This window comes from Lysinibacillus sp. 10T31 (genome assembly GCF_056394365.1).
This window is the reverse complement of sequence record NZ_JBFTHS010000023.1, coordinates 23,840-41,688: the sequence shown is the minus strand read 5'-3', so window position 1 is coordinate 41,688 and position 17,849 is coordinate 23,840. Positions and strand designations below refer to the sequence as shown.

Genomic DNA, 17,849 nt, shown 5'->3' with positions numbered 1-17,849 from the left:
TCCCATTTTCCTTTTGATTAATTTTCACTTCAGCATTATTACAATTATAACTTGGCATGATTAGTGCCTAAACTGTACTAGATATTCATCGAATTAAAAGTAACATATGTATAAGTCTAAAGGTAGAGGTTTCTATCCACAACCTCTACCTTAAATGATTTCATTTCTTTAATAGACTATTAAAATTTATAAATATTTTCGCTGCATGGCCACGTTTTGTAGGAGCCTCGGGTGCAAATCCCCCTTCACTACCTATAATAATACCTTGTTCATACAACATAGTGATTGCATGTTTTGTTTCTTCATCGTAAGAGGCAATATCAGAGAATGGAGCTTTCCCTTTCGCCACATAAGGTTGCTTTTGCTGATATTCGTAAGCACGATTAAGCATTACTGCTAGATGAGCGCGAGTAACTGGAAGCCCTGCGTTAAACGTCCCATCCATCCCCTTAGTTAGCCCATATGCATAAGCTGCTGCAATTTCTGACTGAGTTCCGACATCATAGCTTGCAATGTCTGTAAATGGTGCCTGTTCCTTCGTCGTTAAACCGAGACTTCTAACAAGCATCGAAACGGCCTCTGCACGAGTTAAAAATTGCTCAGGCTTAAACGTACCATCTGGATAACCGTTCATAATACCCGCTTCAGCTGCATTCAATATAAACCCCTTTGCCCAATTCTTTTCTATATCAGGAAAGCTTAAAGTTCTTCCAGTAGTAAAAGTAACTGTTGGACTTTGTACACTTTCATTACCGGACGCATCAACCGCTTTAACAGCTACTGTGTATGCTGTATTCTCAGTTAAATTATCCAAAGTTATCGTCGGTGTCTCAGCATTTTGTGTAAATGTTAGCTTACCATTTACATACACATTGTAACTTGTGACACCTACATTATCCGTCGCTTCCAGCCAGTTTATTTTAACAGTTGTACTATCTTTCATCTTTGCTTCGATCGTTTTTGATACATCCCATAACGTACTTGCTTTAATCGCTGGTAAAAACGCTTCGTTCGCTACTGCTAAATAGCCCGCTTCACTTAAATGAATATTTTCAGGATTAGGTAAATAGCTTGAAATATCTTTTGCTACAATATCGTATGTCGGTACAAAAACGGCACCCGCTTTTTCAACAGTTGTTTTTATCGTTGCATTCATAACTTTTAATAGCATTTTAAATTGGTTCTGTAAATCCTGACTATAGTACGGAAAAGAATTATAATAGCCCATCACATAAACTTGAGCATTCGGATTAAGTTCTTTTATCTCTTCTAAAATAGAAGCAATATTTTTTATTGCCACTTGGGAAGCTTTTAACATCGCTGTTGCATTAATGCCAGTTGTCTGTGACTCTTTTAAAATAGGTATTAAATCATTGGCGCCAGCGGTTAAAGTAATAATTTCAGCCTCTTTAATGGATGTGCGGAGCTTTACCTTCTCACTTTGATAACCGAATCCTACCACTGGCTTTTCCACATTATTTTGTAGATCCTCTAATACATCTTTCGTTGTATAGCCTGAATAGGCAAATCCCTTATTATAAGAAGTGATGAAACCATCTTGCTGTAAAGCTTGTGCAACAAAATCTGTGTAACCTAACCCAATCATACCAACCTCATCCATACCGTGTGCTAAGGAATCGCCCAGTGCTACATAATCTGCCTGAACTACCCAACTTGGCGCTATGTAGTCTCTTTGTTCTTCAGCATTTACACCTATTGGTACTACTAATTGACATGTCAGAATGCTAGCTGCTAAAAACCGGAATTTCTTTGATAATTGCATACACCCACTCCTCCAACTTGTATTAATTACTATTTTAATACAAGTTGGATAAAAATGGATGAAATAAGATCTCTTGTTTCTTTATAGCTCCTCATCATAACATGGGAAGTGATGCTTTTAGCCTCCGTTCCTCTATATCGCTGATCCCCAAGGAGTCGCCCAGCCTCCACTCCAATCAACTCTTATCATTTTCTCCTTGGCGTAATTGGCGCTGTCGCACAGATAAATTGCCACAGGACGTGGCGTTCTTAGACTGAGTTCTTCTATTTCAGTAGATGTTTGGACATCCACTTCAAAGGAACCACATCTTCATTCATCTCACCGCCTTCAAAGGAGGAGCCCCGAGTCCTCACTGAATGAAGATAAATGGCATACGTTTAATTCATCCACAACTTTTTGTGATGAACTCTTTTTATTCCTGTTGAACCTTCCCATAAATTCCGCCACCACCAACTTCGATTGACAATTGTCCTGTTCTTGCTAAATCGATCATCTTGGCAATTTTGTGAGGTACGACTTGTTCGAGTTGTTCTAACGTTACGCGATGCAAGATGTTCATCTCTGTACCAAATGCTTGTACTAATCGTTCCATCATTTTCGGCCCTAATCCTGGAATAAAGTCTAGTGGTACTTGGTGAATATATAGGGGTCGTGCACGTTTATTTGTAACTTGCTCTGAAAGCTCCTTAATACGTGTTGCAACACCTTTAATAATTTGTGTGCTCTCACAGTTTGTACAAATTGTGGCCAAATTGCTAAGCTGCTCACCACATTTTGTACAGACAGTCTGATGATATTTACCAAGCAAAGGATTTAAGCCATAATTGGCTGTTACTGCTCGACCCTGCTGTTCATAAAGCGCCATCTTTAATTCTGTAAAATTTGCATTAGATAGTCTTAATTTTTGATACTCACGTGCAATTTTTCCAAGTGAATGTGCATCAGAATTGCTAACAAATGTATAAGCCTGCAGCTCTTTAATGTTACTCACCATATCAGTATCAGAGCTCAAACCAAGCTCTATCGCATCTATAAGCTGAGGGTCAAAAACTTCTGTTAAACTACGCTGCACCCCTTTACCGAAGAGACTTTTAAATGGTGTAAAAACATGGGCAGGAATAAAAAGGCCACCTAATTCATGAACCCTTTGCTGGAGTGTTCGACCATCACAATAAATGCGCTGAGAGCTTAAATGAATATTTTTCATATGTTTAGACATCCAATTTGAAAATTCCCTCATAAGTTGAAGTGTTGGAAAATAGGCGAGTACATGGATTGGTCCATGGCAATGATGATCATAAATCTCAATTTCAGAACCTGGAATAAGTGTTGTTTCTTGAAATCGAAGCCCTCCTTGTTCCAGCTCCTTCAGTTCGCCCTTCTCTATCATCTCTGCCATTTCATCCAGTACTTCTGGTGAATGGCAATCAATAATCCCGATGATATCAAGTCCCTTTCTTGCACTTGCAGTTTCTAAAATTCTTGCTAACGTTAACGTTTTACTGCCAGTAATTTTAACAGCACGTCCACTTGAAGTGCGTCCAATATGAATATGTAAATCTGCATAGAAATCCTGCATCATTGTAACCCCCTACTATTTTTTAGATAAAATAAAAAGCCTCACATTGCTGCAAGACTTTCTATTTTTATTATGATGGATGATTGCCGTGAGTATTATTATTTGACTCAAAGGCACCCGAACCCTGTGATGGCATTGTCGAAGAATCATATGCCACTAATGTCACTCCAATGTTCTTTTCTAGATCATTAATTTTTTCAAGCTGTTGCTGATCTAGTTGGGCAATTTTTATCTCTTCCATTTTCATCAAATCCTTTCACGAATAAAATTCCCCAAATAAGAACATATATACATAAAAACAATGACTGATTGTCAGTCATTTTTCTTTGACTTTATTTCATCTTTTTTGTAACATATTAAATAAGCAGGCTAAAAGCGAGGGATTTCATGACAAAAGAAGAGAAAATTATTCAAGCTGCAATTGAAGTTTTCCGTGAAAAAGGAATTGAAAAGACAAAGGTTTCAGATATCGTAAAAACTGCAGGTATCGCGCAAGGGACATTTTATCTTTATTTCCCATCACGTCTTTCAGTTATGCCAGCCATTGCAAAGGTTATGGTTGAGAAAATTATTGCTGCTATTAACGATGGTATTTCAAAACAGGAGCCTTTTACAAAGCAGCTAGAAAAAGTAGTAGATGTTGTTTTTTCTCTAACAGAGGAATATCGAGATGTATTTGCACTTATCTATGCCGGTATTACACAAACTGAGCATATGAAAGAATGGGAAAATATATATGCTCCTTATTACGAATGGATGAATCATTTCTTAGATGACGCTCAACAACAAGGAACGATACGCGCTTCTCTAAATACTACACGTTCTTCTAAACTTATAATCGGTCTAGTAGAATCTGCCGCTGAACAAATTTATTTGTATGACGATAGTGAAGAAGAAACTATTAGACTTCAAAAGCTTGAGCTCCTCGACTTTTTACATCATGCACTCGATTTACGTCACGCATAAGTGACGTTCTCTTTTACACTAAAAATGACTGAATGTCAGTCATTATAATAGAAAGGAATTTAACTATGCAAAAAGATTGGATTTATGTTGGATTAACTAGTTTGTTTGAATTGTTTTGGATATTTGGTTTTAATATTGCCGATTCCTGGTGGCATTGGGCTATTATTGTGTCCCTAATTGCATTGGATTTCCACTTCTTATCGAAGGCTTGTGAAAACCTACCTACAGGAACGGTTTACGCGACTTTTGCTGGGGTCGGTACAATTGGTACTACGTTAATGGACATTTTTATTTTTGACGGTGAGTTTAATGCTATTAAAGGAATTTTCATGTTTATTTTAGTACTGGGTGTTATTGGTCTTAATTTAGCTGATAACCCTTCAAAAGATCATGTTGAAGAGAAAGGAGCTAATGCATAATGGGTTGGATGCTTGTTTTATTAGCTGCAATTTCAGAAATTGTCGGTGTTGTAGGTTTACGCTTTTATAGTCAGGAAAAAAATATACGAAATTTATTAATATATCTAGGCGGCTTTGGGTTGTCCTTTGTGCTATTATATGCATCCTTTAACTATTTACAGTTAAGCATCGCCTATGTCGTTTGGGTTGGTATTGGTACAGTTGGTGCTGTTCTCGTGAATATTATATACTTCGGTGAATCTAAAAACCTGACTCGAATTATTAGTATCATCGCCATTATCATTGGTGTGGCAGGACTAAAAGCAGTATCTTAATTTATTCTATTTTAATTCAAAGTATTGTGAGTGAGTGCTAATGCCTAGTATGGCTTTTTGGCAAAGTGAGAGGTTGATCTCCGTTCCGACTGGGCGCTTTCTTTAGGAGTGTTTCAGAACGATGGCTAAGTCATCATAGAACTCCTCGTTACATTTCGAGACAGCGTCGGCTTTGCATCGACTTCCCTTTTTAAGGGTCACATCATATAAGATATCACACCACTGTTTTTAATTATGACGTTTCTATCTTATATTTTAATCGATAGTCTATAACTAACAATTAGTTATCAGATTAAACAGGGTAAGCATTTTGTGTTAACTATTTATTTTTATGTAGTTGACACAAAATGCTTATTTTTTTACACTATTATTATCAACATTACTTTTTAGGGGTGAAATAATGACAACAGTTGCGGAACACACACATCATAAATTAAGAACAGTCGATCTTGCATACATTGGATTATTTTCAACATTGATGATGATAGGAGCTAATATCACGTCCATTGTACCTTTCATGGTTGTTGGTGGCGTACCTATCACATTGCAAACATTTTTTGCTATTTTAGCAGGACTTATTCTTGGAAGTAGAAAAGGGGCACTCGCTTGTACGGTTTATATGTGCATAGGTTTAGCAGGTGCACCTGTATTTGCTCGTTTCAACGGAGGCTTTGGACAAATTTTAAGCCCTACTTTTGGTTTCATTGTTTCTTTCATATTAGCTGCATTTGTCGCGGGACTTATTGTAGAACGTATTGGATCGAAGAAAAGCTATGTAGTCGCTGCATTAGTTGCAACAGCTATTAATTACTTACTAGGGACAAATTGGATGTACTTTGCCTATAAGCTATGGGCTAGTGCTCCTGATGCTTTCACTTATAAGGTAGCATGGCTTTGGATGATGCCTCCTTTGCCAAAGGATATTATTCTAGCTATATTCGCGGGTATTTTTGCATACCGTCTCCAAAAGATTTTGAAAATAATTCCAATTAAATAAAGAGATAAAAAAAACTGTCCAAAAGTATATAGCATACTTAATTGGACAGTTTTTGGTTCATCACTAAAAGTTGTGGATGACTTTTGTTAAAACGTTTACTATGCAAATAGTTGATTGTAGTGGAGACTGGGCGACTCCTCGGGGATCAGCGATAGAGGAACGAAGGCTAAAATCATCACATCCTGTGATAACGCCTTCGTGACCAACATCGTGTCGGCCCGAGACCCTGCAGCGAAGCGAAGCGGCTTATCGAACGCCCCCAGGAAAGCGCCCAGTCGGAACGGAAATCAACCACACGTTTCGGTGATGATCCCATTTTTTTATTTTTAAATGTATTTTTTCATCCAGTTTAAGAAGTTATCAATAACTACATCTAGGAATTTGAGAGTACCTTCATCTGTTAAATTGCCTTCTGTATCAAATTTAGTGTGTACTGCTCCAATATAAACGTCATTACCACTAAGTAATGGTGAATTTACTCCAGGTGAGAATAAAATATCTCGTAAATGTAATTGTGCTTTAACAGTACCTAAGTTCCCCATTGACGCCCCCATCATGAATGATGGCTTGCCAATCATTACTTTATCAACGCGAGATAACCAATCGATGGCGTTAACCATAACACCTGGCACTGTACCATTATATTCTGGTGTTAACCATAATACTGCATCTGCCGCTTTTACTTTTGCTTTAAAATCTAATACTGTTTGAGGTGCTTCATTTTCGATATCTTGATTATACATTGGTAAATCTTTTAAACTTAATATTTCAAGATCAATTTTCTCTGCATAACGCTTTTGAACAAATTTCGCTAATTGCATATTATAAGATTCTTTACGGATACTACCTACGATTGCTACTACTTTCACGTTGTTTCCTCCTAAATGTGCATTCATTTTATTATTTGTTAACAGTTTTATTTTATACTGCCCTAGTAATAGGTTGCAAATTCCTCAACTGGTTTACGATATCCACGTAAACGGCGACTATCTTCTTTTTCCTTACCTATTGTAATCATTAGTGCAATTTCATGTGTTTCTGGGACATTAAAAAGAGCTCTCATTTGTTGCTGATCAAAGCCGATCATTGGACATGTATCCCATCCGCGATTTTTGGCTGCTAGCATAAATAACATAGCTGAAAGTGAAGCGTTACGAATGGCTTCTTCCTTCATAAATTCCTCGCCACGCTCTTCATAAAATTTAGCGTTTTCATTAACGATATTTTCTAATTCACAAGCATTAATAATGCCTAAGTCTACCATCCCTTGATTAAGGTTAGCAGTATTTTTATAGGCTTCTTTATCTCCTAAAACAAGTATAACCGCTGAAGCTGAGTGCACTTTATATTGCCCGTATGCAGCTTCTCTTACTTTTTCTTTTTTTTCTTCATCTATAACAACGATATAATCGGCATGTTGTAAATTAAAAGCGGATGGAGCAAGCTTAACATCCTCCAAAATGGGACGTATATCTTCTTCACTCATCTTGATGCCCTCTATAAAATTATTTGCTGATCGGCGCTTATCTATTAGCTTTGCAAATTCCATCTACTAACCCCCAAGAGTATGTAATTTCCAATCAGTAGAAGCTTATGTTCTCTGATTGGAATAAAAAGTATTACTCAAATTCTTTATCGAACGTAATCGCACTTCTTACAGTATCAATTGGGCGCACAAGCTCTTCAATTTGTGCACGCTTTGGCTCTAAAAATGGTGGCAGCGACAATTTTTCACCTAAAGTTTCATAAGGCTCATCCCCCATAAATCCTGGGCCATCAGTAGCTAGCTCAAATAAAATTTGTGGTGCTACTCGTGCATAAAGTGATTCAAAGAAGTGACGATTTACGTACCCTGAAGTATGGAAGCCAAAGCTTTCAAAGCGTTCAGTCCATTCATTTAGTACAGCTCGATCCTCTACGCGGAATGCAGCATGATGTACTGTACCGAAGCCTTGACGAGCTACTGGTAAAACTGTGTTAAGTTCTACAACGATTTGTGCACCGTTTCCACCTTCACCAACCTCAAACAGATGGAAATCCCCTTCTTCAGCAATTTCTGTAAAGAGCATCACTTTTTCTAGCATCTCTTTGAAATATTTAAAATTAGCAACTCTTACAAAAACCGGACCTAGGCCTGTAATTGCATATTCAAGAGGAATCGGTCCATCTTGCCATGGAGTGCCTGATGCAACACCTGTATTGTTTTCATCAGAAATTAGTTGATATTGCTGATCGTCAAAATCGACGAATGATAAAGTTTTCTTGCCAAACTGCTCTTTAATACCTGTATGTTTCACACTCAATCGATCGAAACGTTTTACCCAATAGTCCAATGCCGCATCTGTTGGCACGCGAAATGACGTTTTGGAAATTTCATTTGTCCCATGCACACCTTTTGGAATGTTTGGGAAATCGAAAAATGTCATATCAGTTCCAGCGCTACCTTTATCATCTGCAAAGAATAAATGGTATGTTTGGATATCATCCTGATTAACCGTTTTTTTCACTAATCGCATCCCTAATACATAAGTAAAAAATTTATAATTCTCTTCCGCACTACTTGTAATAGCAGTAACGTGGTGAATTCCTTTTAAATGATTCATTTTATGTCCCTCCTATTTATCTCGATTTCGAGATATATACGTAAAATTTTTTATTTATTAACTGCATTCAAACCAACCTTTTTCAGAGACAGAGTCATTGTGTCCAACTCCTGTTGATCTAATACTTCAAAAATCTCGTTAATTTTTTGTTCATGCTTCGGAAATATTTCTTCCATCAACGTTTGTCCTTCACATGTTAATAAAACATATGTGACACGACGATCCTTCGGGCAAGCATGTCGATACACAAAACCTTTTTGTTCGAGCTTATCAATAACATACGTAATGCTACTACTTGCGATTAAAATCTTCTTTCCAATCACTTGGATTGGTTGCTCACCATGGTGATATAAAAACTCAAGTACCGAAAATTCGGTTTGATTTAAATCGTATTGAAGTAAATCTCTCTTTGTTGCATCTTGAATCGTTTGATATGCTCGGAACAATACCGTAAAAGCTTTTAAATTACGATTGTTTTCCTTCATACGATTCCCTCTTTTCATTTACTTCGAATTCATTTATCTTTAATTCGAGATAATAATAACATATAAACTCCTAAACAGCAATCCTTTTGCTTTACCGATATCACAAAAAGGGCATCCCTCTTTAGGAGATGCCCTCTCATTTATAAATTATTAATTAATAGTAACGGCGGTCATTGTTTTGTTCATAGGCAGCCTTTGCTAGACGAACTGTAGATACAGCCAAATCTGCATATGTCACTTTTTCAGTAGCATTGAATTTATTTTGCTGTCCATCAATTAGCCCCATTGCACTCGCTAAAGCAACATAACCTGCGTACGCTGGATCAATTGAGCTTGCATCAGTAAAGTTTAATTTGTAAATGTCACTATGCTTAGCAACACTTTCTAAATTTAGTACACGTACTAACCATTCTGCAAGCTCTTGTCGAGTCAATGTTTTATCTGCTGCAAATTGATCTGCCGGTTGTAAAATACCCATTCTCACAGCTTGTTCAACGACTTTGTATAATGGATGTTTTTTGTCAATATTATTAAAGGATTGCTTATCGTTGTCTCTTCCATTTGGATCGAAATCATATCCGTATGATAATGATTTAACTAAGATTTTTAAAGCTTCTCCCTTTGTTACAGCTGTATCAGCATTAAAGTGTGCAGGGTCTTTAACCTCTAACACGTTTTGGCGTAGTAAATAAGTTAATTCTCCTCCAGCTGTTGGATGTGAAATGGCTGGTTTTTCTTTAGAATCATCAACTTTTTGAAGCCATTCACCAGTTGTTGCATCAATATTATTGAACAAGCTTCCATTATAAACTGGAGAGTATACTAAATCATAGTGATGATTATCCTCACCATCCTGTTTTGCATACTGGAGCTCCAATTTTAATCCCTCACTGATCGTTGCTTTTGCTTTATCAGCAGGAATAGCTTTGTTTACAGACGGCCAATTATCAATCTTACGATTATTAACATGTAAAGCATTTAATTTCCCATCTGCACTGATACCAACAGAAATTTCATCCCCTACTACGGCAATGCCATTGACAATACGTGGGAAGGAGAAGTAATACTGTTTGCTGTATTTGTTATATGCTGTATCTTCTATTGGTTTTGAATAGTTATGAATATATGACGGAGCCCACTCTTTTAAGTAGTCGATCGCTTTTGCTAATGCAGCATCTTTTGAAATTGGTTCTACTTTATTAACTGTCTCCTCGAAATCTCTACGAATATCCCAGTAGTTTGTAATCTCACCTGTTGCCTTGTTCACTTCAAATGATGTGCCCGAACCACTATTTCCATAATAATACATATAATTCACATCGTAAATTGTCTCGCCATTTTCGTTTTCACTTTCATTAACCGATTCAATTTGTAGCTTTACTTTGTCTGAATCAACTTTTAAGAAAGATTTAGCTAACTCTTCAACTTCTGCTACTGTAATATCCTTCTTTCTAGGCGCAAGCGGTTGCGATGCAAGTTTTTCTACACCTTTTGCCTTTGGTACTTCAGAAGTGAAACCATTCATTGTTTGCCACTGCCCATTTATTGCATGTACACCATTGAAGCCTGTTGACGGCATATACACAAGCTTAGCAATAGATTCACCTGTTTGGTAGTTATAGTCAGCCATATAACGTAAATCTACTGACAAATTTTCGCGAACTTGTGCAAGTATATCTGACTCATTCTTTTTCTGTTCTAAGTTATCAAATGTTGCCTTACTAGTTGACTCGGTATTACGATACATATTTGTAACTTCACCATTCGCTAGAACTGCAATATTGATAGACTCATCACTAATTAGTACACCATTATGTGTTGGTGAATAAGTGTATGAATACGTAATTGGTTCAGTTAAAGGTCTACTAAAACTTGAACCAAAATCACCAAAAATACTGTCTTCACGAAGTTTGTAATTCGCAGTATTCGGCAATTTCTTTAGGAAGTCTTGGGCAATTTTCTTTGCCTCCACCTCTGAATACTTTACTGGGTACAATGCATCCGCTATATTTGCAGGTTGGTAGTAGAAATTTTCTAATTCTAAATTTTCGCCTTTAAAAGTAAAACTACCATAAGTGTATTTTCCATTTATTTTCTTTTGGAAATTTAAATCATAGCGCTCTGTTTTATCATCATTATAGTAATGCCCTTGTCCCATTGTGAAATCTTTCTCTGTTACAAAATTAAACTTGCCTGGGAATAATGTATTCAATTGCTTAATAAGCATATTTTTCGTTACTTTTGTTTCTGTTGAAGCAACTTGAATTGCAACTCTCTCTTGCGGTTCTTTTACATTTGCTGAAGCCTGTGCCATTGGCGAAAGTACACCAACAGAAAATGCAGTAGATGTCAGTATAATACCTAATTTTTTAAACTTTCCCAAAATATCCCTCCTAATTTATCATTTACCATAATTATAATACATATTACCAGAAATGGAAATGATGTTTTCAGATTACTTATTTTTATTAGAAAATAGAATGGACAATAGAGAAAAGGGCATCCCCTAAAATCAGGAGATACCCTTTCATATACAAATTATCGTTTAATAATAGTAATGGCGGCCACTGTTTTCCTCATTAATAGCCTTTGCTAGACGAATTGTAGATATAGCCAAATCTGCATACGTCACTTTCTCTGTAGCATTGAATTTATTTTGCTTTGCATCAATTAGTCCCTTTGCACTTGCCAAAGCAATATAACCTGCGTACGCTTTGTCAATTGAGCTTGCATCAGCAAAGTTTAATTTGTAAATGTCACTATGCTTAGCAGCACTTTCTAAATTTAGTGCACGTACTAACCATTCTGCAAGCTCTTGACGAGTCAATGTTGTATCTACTGCAAATTGATTCGCTGGTTGTAAAACGCCCATTCTTACAGCTTGTTCAACGACTCCATATAATGGATGCTTTTTGTCAATATTATTAAAGGATTGCTTATCGTCATCTCTTCCATACGGACCGTAATCATATCCGTATGATAAGGATTTAACTAAAATTTTCAAAGCTTCTCCTCTTGTTACAGCTGTATCAGCATTAAAGTGTGCTGGGTCTTTAACCTCTAACACATTTTGGCGTAATAAATAAGTTAATTCTCCACCAGCTGTTTGATGTGAGATAGCTGGTTTATCTTTAGAATCATCCTCTTTTTGAAGCCATTCACCAGTTGTTGCATCAATACTATTGAACAAGCTTCCATTATAAACTGGAGAGTATACTAAATCATAGTGGTGATTATCCTCTCCATCTTGTTTTGCATACTGTAGCTCCAATTTTAACCCTTTACTGAACGTTGCTTTTGCTTTATCAGCAGGAATAGCTTTGTTTACAGACGGCCAATTATCAACTTTTCGATTATTAACATTTAAAGAATTTAATTTCCCATCTGCACTAATACCAACAGAAATTTCATCCCCTACTACGGCAATGCCATTAACAATACGTGGGAAGGAGAAGTAATATTGTTTGCCTTGTTTGTCGTATACTGTATCTTCTACTGGTTTTGAATAGTTATGAATATATGACGGAACCCACTCTTTTAAGTAGTCTATCGCTTTTGCTAACGCTGCGTCTTTTGAAATTGGTTCTACTTTATTATCTGTCTCCACGAACTCACTACGTAAATCCCAGTAGTTGATAATCTCACCTGTTGCCTTATTCACTTCAAATGACGAGCCATAGCCACGGTTTCCAGATTCATACATATAATTCACTGAATAAATTGTCTCACCATTTTCGTTTTCTCTTTCATCAACCGAATTAAGTTGTAGCTTTATTTTATCAGAATCAACTTTTAAAAATGACTTAGCTAACTCTTCAACTTCTGCTAATGTAATGCCCTTCTTTCTAGGTTCTAGTGGCTGCGATGCTAGGTTTTCTACACCTTTAGCCTTTGGTACTTGAGAAGTGAAACCATTCATTGTTTGCCACTGCCCATTTAATGCATTCACACCACTGAAGCTTGTTGGGGGCGTATACACAAGCTTAGCAATAGATTCACCTGTTTGGTAGTTATAGTCAAGCATATAACGTAAATCTATTGACACATTTTCGCGAACCTGTGCGAGGATGTCTGACTCTTTCTTTTTCTGATCTAAGCTATCAAATGTAGCCTTACTAGTTGACTCAGTATTACGATACATACTTGTAACTTCACCATTTGCTAGAACTGTAATATCAACAAACTGATTACTAAGTGGCACACCATTGTGTGTAGGTGAATAAGAGAATGAATACGTAATTGGTTCAGATAAAGGTCTACTAAAATTAAAATTACCATTGATATTGTCTTCACGAAGTTTGTAATTCGCAGTGTTCGGCAATTTCTTTAGGAAGTCTTGGGCAATTTTCTTTGCATCGCCCTCGGAATACTTCACTGGGTACAATGCATCCGCTATATTAGCAGGTTGATAGTAGAAATTTTCTAATTCTAAATCTTCGCCTTTAAAAGTAAAACCACCATAGACATCTTTATTATTTATTACCTTATGGAAACTTAAATCATAGCGCACTGTTTTATCATCATTAAAGTAATGCCCTTGCCCCATCGAGAAATCTTTCTCTGTTACAAAATTGAACTTGCCTGGGAATAGTGTATTCAATTGCTTAATAAGCATACTTTTCGTTACTTTTGTTTCTGTTGAAGCAATTTGAATTGCAACTCTCTCTTGCGGTTCTTTTACATTTGCTGAAGCTTGTGCCATTGGCGAAAGTACACCAACAGAAAATGCAGTAGTTGTTAGTATGATACCTAACTTTTTAAACTTTCCCAAAATATCCCTCCTGAATTATCATTTACCATAATTATAATATTATTTCCCATAAATAGAAATAGTGTTTTCGGATTACTTATTTTTATTAAAAAATAGAATGGACATAGAGCTATCTTATCTTCATTCCGCATATCTTTTCTGCGCGAAAGCGAAGCGTCAGCGTCAATTACGCCATGCGAAATTGCTTGATTGCTCCTTCAGATTCTCATTTCTTTACTACATCAAAATTTGACCCGATTAATAACCAATTTTGAGGGAATGGTAGACCCAACTTCCAATAGCCTACTCCTCTGAGTTTGTACCGTTTGATTAAATCAAACTTCGCTTGAATGGATCTTGCATCCTCGAACCATACCACATGTGCTTTACCTTGCTCATCATAGTATTCAAAGAATGGTGCTTGAGATCTCAAATCAAACTGAATAGCAGCATTATATTTCTTAGCAATCTCGATTGCTCTTTGTGGACTAACTGCTTCTGCATTTGGGCCCCCTCGCACAAAAGGCAATGTCCAGTTATACCCATATAAATTCTGTCCAAGTAAAATTTTGTTCCGAGGTATCTCACTTATCGCATATTTAACAACCGCTTCTACCTCCGGAAGTGGCGATACTGCCATAGGCGGACCTGCAGAATACCCCCATTCATAAGTCATTAACATAACAAAATCTACTATTTCTCCATGTGCTTTATAATCATGCCCCTCTGTCCACGGACCTCGCTCACTAGCACTTGTTTTTGGAGCTAGCGCTGTCGATACGGTATACCCCTGTGGATGGAATCGACTCACAGCTCTCCTTAAAAAGTTGTTATACGCTTCTCGTTGATCGCCCGGTAAATTCTCAAAATCAAAATGAATATCTTTTACGGTACCTAAACGCTTTGCCTCTTCAAGAATATTATTAAAGAGCAAATCCTGTACTGCTGTACTTTGAAAAATATCTCTCGCCAAATCACCACTAAAACTAAAATTCTCCAAATTTGAGACAACCATCGCTAGAGAAGCACCTGTATCATTTGCAATTTGTGCCACACCTTGACTCGGAGGTATCTTAAGCGTTCCATCTCGCCTTGCCTCATAGCTAAATAGAGCAAGATAAGTTAAAAATGGACCTGCTTCTCTTGCTTGACTCAGTAATGCCTCACTAACGAATGTCCCTTTCGGCTCTAAATATGCCAATGTTTCAGCCCTTGTTTTTGGTTGAGGTGGAATATAAAGTCGCATACCAATCGATAAAGGTTGACTCGGACTAATATTGTTCACCTGAGCAAGTGTTAAATAATTTATGCCAAAGCGTTGGCCAATTGAATATAGGCTATCTCCTGACTGCACATAATAGAAATTTCCGACAATCGGTATTACAAGCGCTTGCCCTATAACTAATCGATTTGGTTCAGGAATTTGATTGCCATCTACAATACTTTGAACTGTTGTCCCATATGCCTGCGCAATACCCCATAAGGACTCCCCTGCCCGTACAACATGTATTTGAATGTCAGTGCCTCCTTCTAGCTTGATAAATCACACCTATAAAGCTTATGAATTTAGAAAGGAAAAGATGCCATTGCTCAGTAAGAACGGATTCCCTGAAACGAAAAAAAGATCCTTATTCTAGCGAATGGACCCTTTTTTCTGCGGGCAAGCATCAAGCTTCCTCCATATTTGTTATTGCTGTCGCTTCTTTTTTCACTACATTGATTAAAGTTTCACTTTATTGTACATCTGATTTAATCATTTCAAATAATAATGGTACATTCGTTCCGCGCTGTAACGAATTACAGCCCTCCATTAAAAATGACCAGCTCATTTTCATTTTTTCTTTATACGGAAGCTCTGAATTAACTGGAAGAAATTCTTTTAAAAATTCTTCTATGGAACTCGATAAACTTTCCATAAATTCATCAGCCTTTTGCACCTTTTCCGTTGCTACTTCATTGCGCTCATTCCATAATACATGCTCTAAGTTTGTAGAAAAATAAAATAGCTGATACGGTATTCTTAATCGCTGAATACTAAAATGATCATTCGCCACAAGGATTTTGGCATTATTCGCCTTCATTTCATTCCGTTGTTCGATTTGCTCCTTACGCTTCTCAGATTTCACCAATATTGCATCTTCTGTATAGTATAAATTTTGCTCAATATCTTCCTTCACCTTGACAAATTCAGGGGCAATAAAACAACCGTCTGCATCAGTAATATGAACAACAGCGGTTAAATCCTTCGCTAAAAACTTATACTTTTCCAAATAGTTTTGAATCACTCGCGTCACACTATTTTTAATATTAGGTATCCGTTTATTAGCATCCCATTTCGTTAATATATCCTCCCGTTGTACATCGAAGCGAATCGTTGAATTTGCAAAATGTTCATCTAGAAAATCCTCTAAAACAATTTGCTCCGTCTGCCCCTCTACAATGATTAAAAGAACCTTTTTAGTCACGCTGGACACCCGCTTTTCTAAAGGCACGCTTAATTTTAAATGTCTTCGTTTCCTTATAAACCTCATCATCCTGTCCACCCAACTGAATTGCACGTAAATAAACATCTCGAGCATTATTTACCTCTTTAATACCCTTTAGCTGTATATAACGACGATCTTCATTCGTTGTCGTAAACCATAAGTTTTTAATAGCTAGCACCTCTAACACACGTAAATTATGCGACGTAAAAATAAGCTGACCTTTTCCGCCCTCATCAATCACTGTTAACAACTCGCCTAATAAATATTCAAAAACACCAGAATCTAATTCATCAATCACTACACAAGCATTTGGGTTATTATAAACTGCAATAAGCACACTAAGTACAGAAATAATTTTCAAAATTCCTTCTGACTCTGTCCGTAGTGGTAATTCGCGTTCCCCTCGCTGCGATAAAAATTCAAAACGGATTCCTTTTTCCCCATTATCCATAGTTTGTTTTGTAAGCACATTAATCTTTATAGACAGACCTGGAATAATCGCTGATAAAACTTGATTACTTTGCTCTATTACTTCACATAACACGTAAAATGCGTCCTCTGGCAATAACGCTGGGCCCTTCAAATTGTAAGGGATAGAACCACGAGTTTTTTCGAGATGGATACTAAAGGGCATACTGCGCTCTTCAAATAATGGTGCGATATTTTGATTATTAACGACATGTAAATCCCGATTAAAATCTATTGCTAAATTATGAAGCAATTGCATTTCTAGCTCTGACAACCTGTCCTGTAATAATGGCTTTAAATCTTTGTGAAAGACAAAGGACATATATTGTTTTTTAGATAATTGATGAATGACTAATAATTGGATACGCGTTTTTTCATTCATATCAGAAAGATTTGCTTTACGTAGTTGTATGTCTTCCTCTGTAACATTAATTAGAATCTTTGAACGCTTCCCTTTCTCGTTTTCTCTGTATGCTATACGTTCAACCGTTGTGTACAGTCTATTTTCATCTTCTTGTAACTCTACATAATAATTGAGAAAAAATGTGCCAAATTGATTTTCTACTAAAAACTCGAACTCAATACTTGCCGTATCCTCCCCTGCCATAATTAATTTCTTTTCCTGAGATGGTAATTTAATTTCAGCAATCCAGCCAGAGATAAGTGCCTTTAACAAGCCAAATGCATCAACAATAGTTGTTTTTCCAGAACCGTTTTGTCCGTATAAACCTACAACATTGGGCTTAAAAAACGTCTCGAAATCTACCGCTAACACAATTTCACCATGACGTACATTTCGTAAATTTTGTACCTTTATTTTCTTGATTTTTATAATAGTCATTTATTTAAACATCCTTTAATGATATTTCTTTCTATTATAATTAATTTTGATATATTTTATAACATTTTCTACTTTAACGAATTATACAAGTAGCGATCATTCACATAGTTTAATGCCTATGACAATCATAATAGTAGGCATATGTTAGAAAAGAAAAA

At 36.5% G+C, this 17,849-nt stretch carries 17 protein-coding genes; 4 read left to right on the top strand and 13 right to left on the bottom strand.

Translation table 11 applies throughout. The annotated features are described in order from the left end of the window. Positions 1-160: 160 nt before the first annotated feature. The 4 genes from AC1DCY_RS14865 to AC1DCY_RS14850 all read right to left on the bottom strand — a co-directional run bounded on the left by AC1DCY_RS14865 (position 161) and on the right by AC1DCY_RS14850 (position 3,603). Positions 161-1,783: an S-layer homology domain-containing protein gene (locus AC1DCY_RS14865; protein WP_477351302.1), complete on the bottom strand. Its 1,623-nt coding sequence runs from the start codon at positions 1,781-1,783 to the stop codon at positions 161-163. Between the two features lie 132 nt (positions 1,784-1,915). Further along, positions 1,916-2,074: a hypothetical protein gene (locus tag AC1DCY_RS14860; RefSeq protein ID WP_477351300.1), complete on the bottom strand. Its 159-nt coding sequence runs from the start codon at positions 2,072-2,074 to the stop codon at positions 1,916-1,918. A gap of 121 nt (positions 2,075-2,195) precedes the next feature. Then, positions 2,196-3,362 (bottom strand): endonuclease Q family protein, encoded by a 1,167-nt coding sequence (locus AC1DCY_RS14855; RefSeq protein ID WP_477351298.1) that lies wholly within the window; start codon positions 3,360-3,362, stop codon positions 2,196-2,198. Between the two features lie 70 nt (positions 3,363-3,432). Next, positions 3,433-3,603, bottom strand: a complete 171-nt coding sequence (locus AC1DCY_RS14850) for a hypothetical protein (RefSeq protein ID WP_477351296.1) — start codon at positions 3,601-3,603, stop codon at positions 3,433-3,435. A gap of 146 nt (positions 3,604-3,749) precedes the next feature. On the opposite strand from AC1DCY_RS14850, the gene AC1DCY_RS14845 reads away from it, so the two are divergent. From AC1DCY_RS14845 to AC1DCY_RS14830, 4 genes are all read left to right on the top strand, one after another. Further along, a complete protein-coding gene (locus tag AC1DCY_RS14845; RefSeq protein ID WP_477351294.1) occupies positions 3,750-4,328 on the top strand; it encodes a TetR/AcrR family transcriptional regulator in 579 nt (192 codons plus the stop codon). A 65-nt stretch (positions 4,329-4,393) separates the two neighbouring features. Beyond that, the gene (locus AC1DCY_RS14840; RefSeq protein ID WP_477351293.1) at positions 4,394-4,747 is read left to right on the top strand and encodes a DMT family transporter; all 354 of its coding nucleotides are present in this window, start codon (positions 4,394-4,396) and stop codon (positions 4,745-4,747) included. Next, positions 4,747-5,061, top strand: coding sequence for a DMT family transporter (locus AC1DCY_RS14835; protein ID WP_477351291.1), 315 nt, complete (start codon positions 4,747-4,749; stop codon positions 5,059-5,061). Before AC1DCY_RS14840 ends, AC1DCY_RS14835 begins: the two co-directional genes overlap by 1 nt. Before the next feature lie 400 nt (positions 5,062-5,461). Beyond that, positions 5,462-6,058: a biotin transporter BioY gene (locus tag AC1DCY_RS14830; RefSeq protein ID WP_477351289.1), complete on the top strand. Its 597-nt coding sequence runs from the start codon at positions 5,462-5,464 to the stop codon at positions 6,056-6,058. A 326-nt stretch (positions 6,059-6,384) separates the two neighbouring features. On the opposite strand, the gene AC1DCY_RS14825 is transcribed toward AC1DCY_RS14830, so the two are convergent. The 9 genes from AC1DCY_RS14825 to AC1DCY_RS14785 form a co-directional block, all read right to left on the bottom strand. Beyond that, positions 6,385-6,927, bottom strand: a complete 543-nt coding sequence (locus AC1DCY_RS14825) for an NADPH-dependent FMN reductase (RefSeq protein WP_477351285.1) — start codon at positions 6,925-6,927, stop codon at positions 6,385-6,387. 62 nt (positions 6,928-6,989) lie between these two features. Next, on the bottom strand, positions 6,990-7,607 hold the full coding sequence (locus AC1DCY_RS14820) for a nitroreductase family protein (protein WP_477351283.1): 618 nt from the start codon (positions 7,605-7,607) through the stop codon (positions 6,990-6,992). A gap of 70 nt (positions 7,608-7,677) precedes the next feature. Next, the gene (locus AC1DCY_RS14815; RefSeq protein WP_477351281.1) at positions 7,678-8,661 is read right to left on the bottom strand and encodes a ring-cleaving dioxygenase; all 984 of its coding nucleotides are present in this window, start codon (positions 8,659-8,661) and stop codon (positions 7,678-7,680) included. Between the two features lie 50 nt (positions 8,662-8,711). After that, positions 8,712-9,146, bottom strand: a complete 435-nt coding sequence (locus AC1DCY_RS14810) for a MarR family winged helix-turn-helix transcriptional regulator (protein WP_477351279.1) — start codon at positions 9,144-9,146, stop codon at positions 8,712-8,714. Positions 9,147-9,300: 154 nt separating this feature from the next. Next, a complete protein-coding gene (locus tag AC1DCY_RS14805; RefSeq protein WP_477351277.1) occupies positions 9,301-11,529 on the bottom strand; it encodes an S-layer homology domain-containing protein in 2,229 nt (742 codons plus the stop codon). 162 nt (positions 11,530-11,691) lie between these two features. After that, positions 11,692-13,917, bottom strand: coding sequence for a YcdB/YcdC domain-containing protein (locus AC1DCY_RS14800; protein WP_477351275.1), 2,226 nt, complete (start codon positions 13,915-13,917; stop codon positions 11,692-11,694). A 205-nt stretch (positions 13,918-14,122) separates the two neighbouring features. Then, positions 14,123-15,295: a glycosyl hydrolase family 18 protein gene (locus AC1DCY_RS14795; RefSeq protein WP_477351372.1), complete on the bottom strand. Its 1,173-nt coding sequence runs from the start codon at positions 15,293-15,295 to the stop codon at positions 14,123-14,125. A 334-nt stretch (positions 15,296-15,629) separates the two neighbouring features. After that, complete coding sequence (locus AC1DCY_RS14790; RefSeq protein WP_477351273.1) at positions 15,630-16,361, bottom strand: hypothetical protein; 732 nt, start codon at positions 16,359-16,361, stop codon at positions 15,630-15,632. Continuing rightward, positions 16,354-17,691, bottom strand: coding sequence for an AAA family ATPase (locus AC1DCY_RS14785; protein ID WP_477351271.1), 1,338 nt, complete (start codon positions 17,689-17,691; stop codon positions 16,354-16,356). Before AC1DCY_RS14785 ends, AC1DCY_RS14790 begins: the two co-directional genes overlap by 8 nt. Between the last annotated feature and the right edge of the window lie 158 nt (positions 17,692-17,849).

Coding starts and splice junctions, on each gene's coding strand:
- AC1DCY_RS14785 (WP_477351271.1), bottom strand. CDS start 17,691: ATGACTATTATAAAAATCAAGAAAATAAAGGTACAAAATTTACGAAAT.
- AC1DCY_RS14810 (WP_477351279.1), bottom strand. CDS start 9,146: ATGAAGGAAAACAATCGTAATTTAAAAGCTTTTACGGTATTGTTCCGA.
- AC1DCY_RS14865 (WP_477351302.1), bottom strand. CDS start 1,783: ATGCAATTATCAAAGAAATTCCGGTTTTTAGCAGCTAGCATTCTGACA.
- AC1DCY_RS14835 (WP_477351291.1), top strand. CDS start 4,747: ATGGGTTGGATGCTTGTTTTATTAGCTGCAATTTCAGAAATTGTCGGT.
- AC1DCY_RS14855 (WP_477351298.1), bottom strand. CDS start 3,362: ATGCAGGATTTCTATGCAGATTTACATATTCATATTGGACGCACTTCA.
- AC1DCY_RS14850 (WP_477351296.1), bottom strand. CDS start 3,603: ATGGAAGAGATAAAAATTGCCCAACTAGATCAGCAACAGCTTGAAAAA.
- AC1DCY_RS14830 (WP_477351289.1), top strand. CDS start 5,462: ATGACAACAGTTGCGGAACACACACATCATAAATTAAGAACAGTCGAT.
- AC1DCY_RS14820 (WP_477351283.1), bottom strand. CDS start 7,607: ATGGAATTTGCAAAGCTAATAGATAAGCGCCGATCAGCAAATAATTTT.
- AC1DCY_RS14845 (WP_477351294.1), top strand. CDS start 3,750: ATGACAAAAGAAGAGAAAATTATTCAAGCTGCAATTGAAGTTTTCCGT.
- AC1DCY_RS14840 (WP_477351293.1), top strand. CDS start 4,394: ATGCAAAAAGATTGGATTTATGTTGGATTAACTAGTTTGTTTGAATTG.
- AC1DCY_RS14815 (WP_477351281.1), bottom strand. CDS start 8,661: ATGAATCATTTAAAAGGAATTCACCACGTTACTGCTATTACAAGTAGT.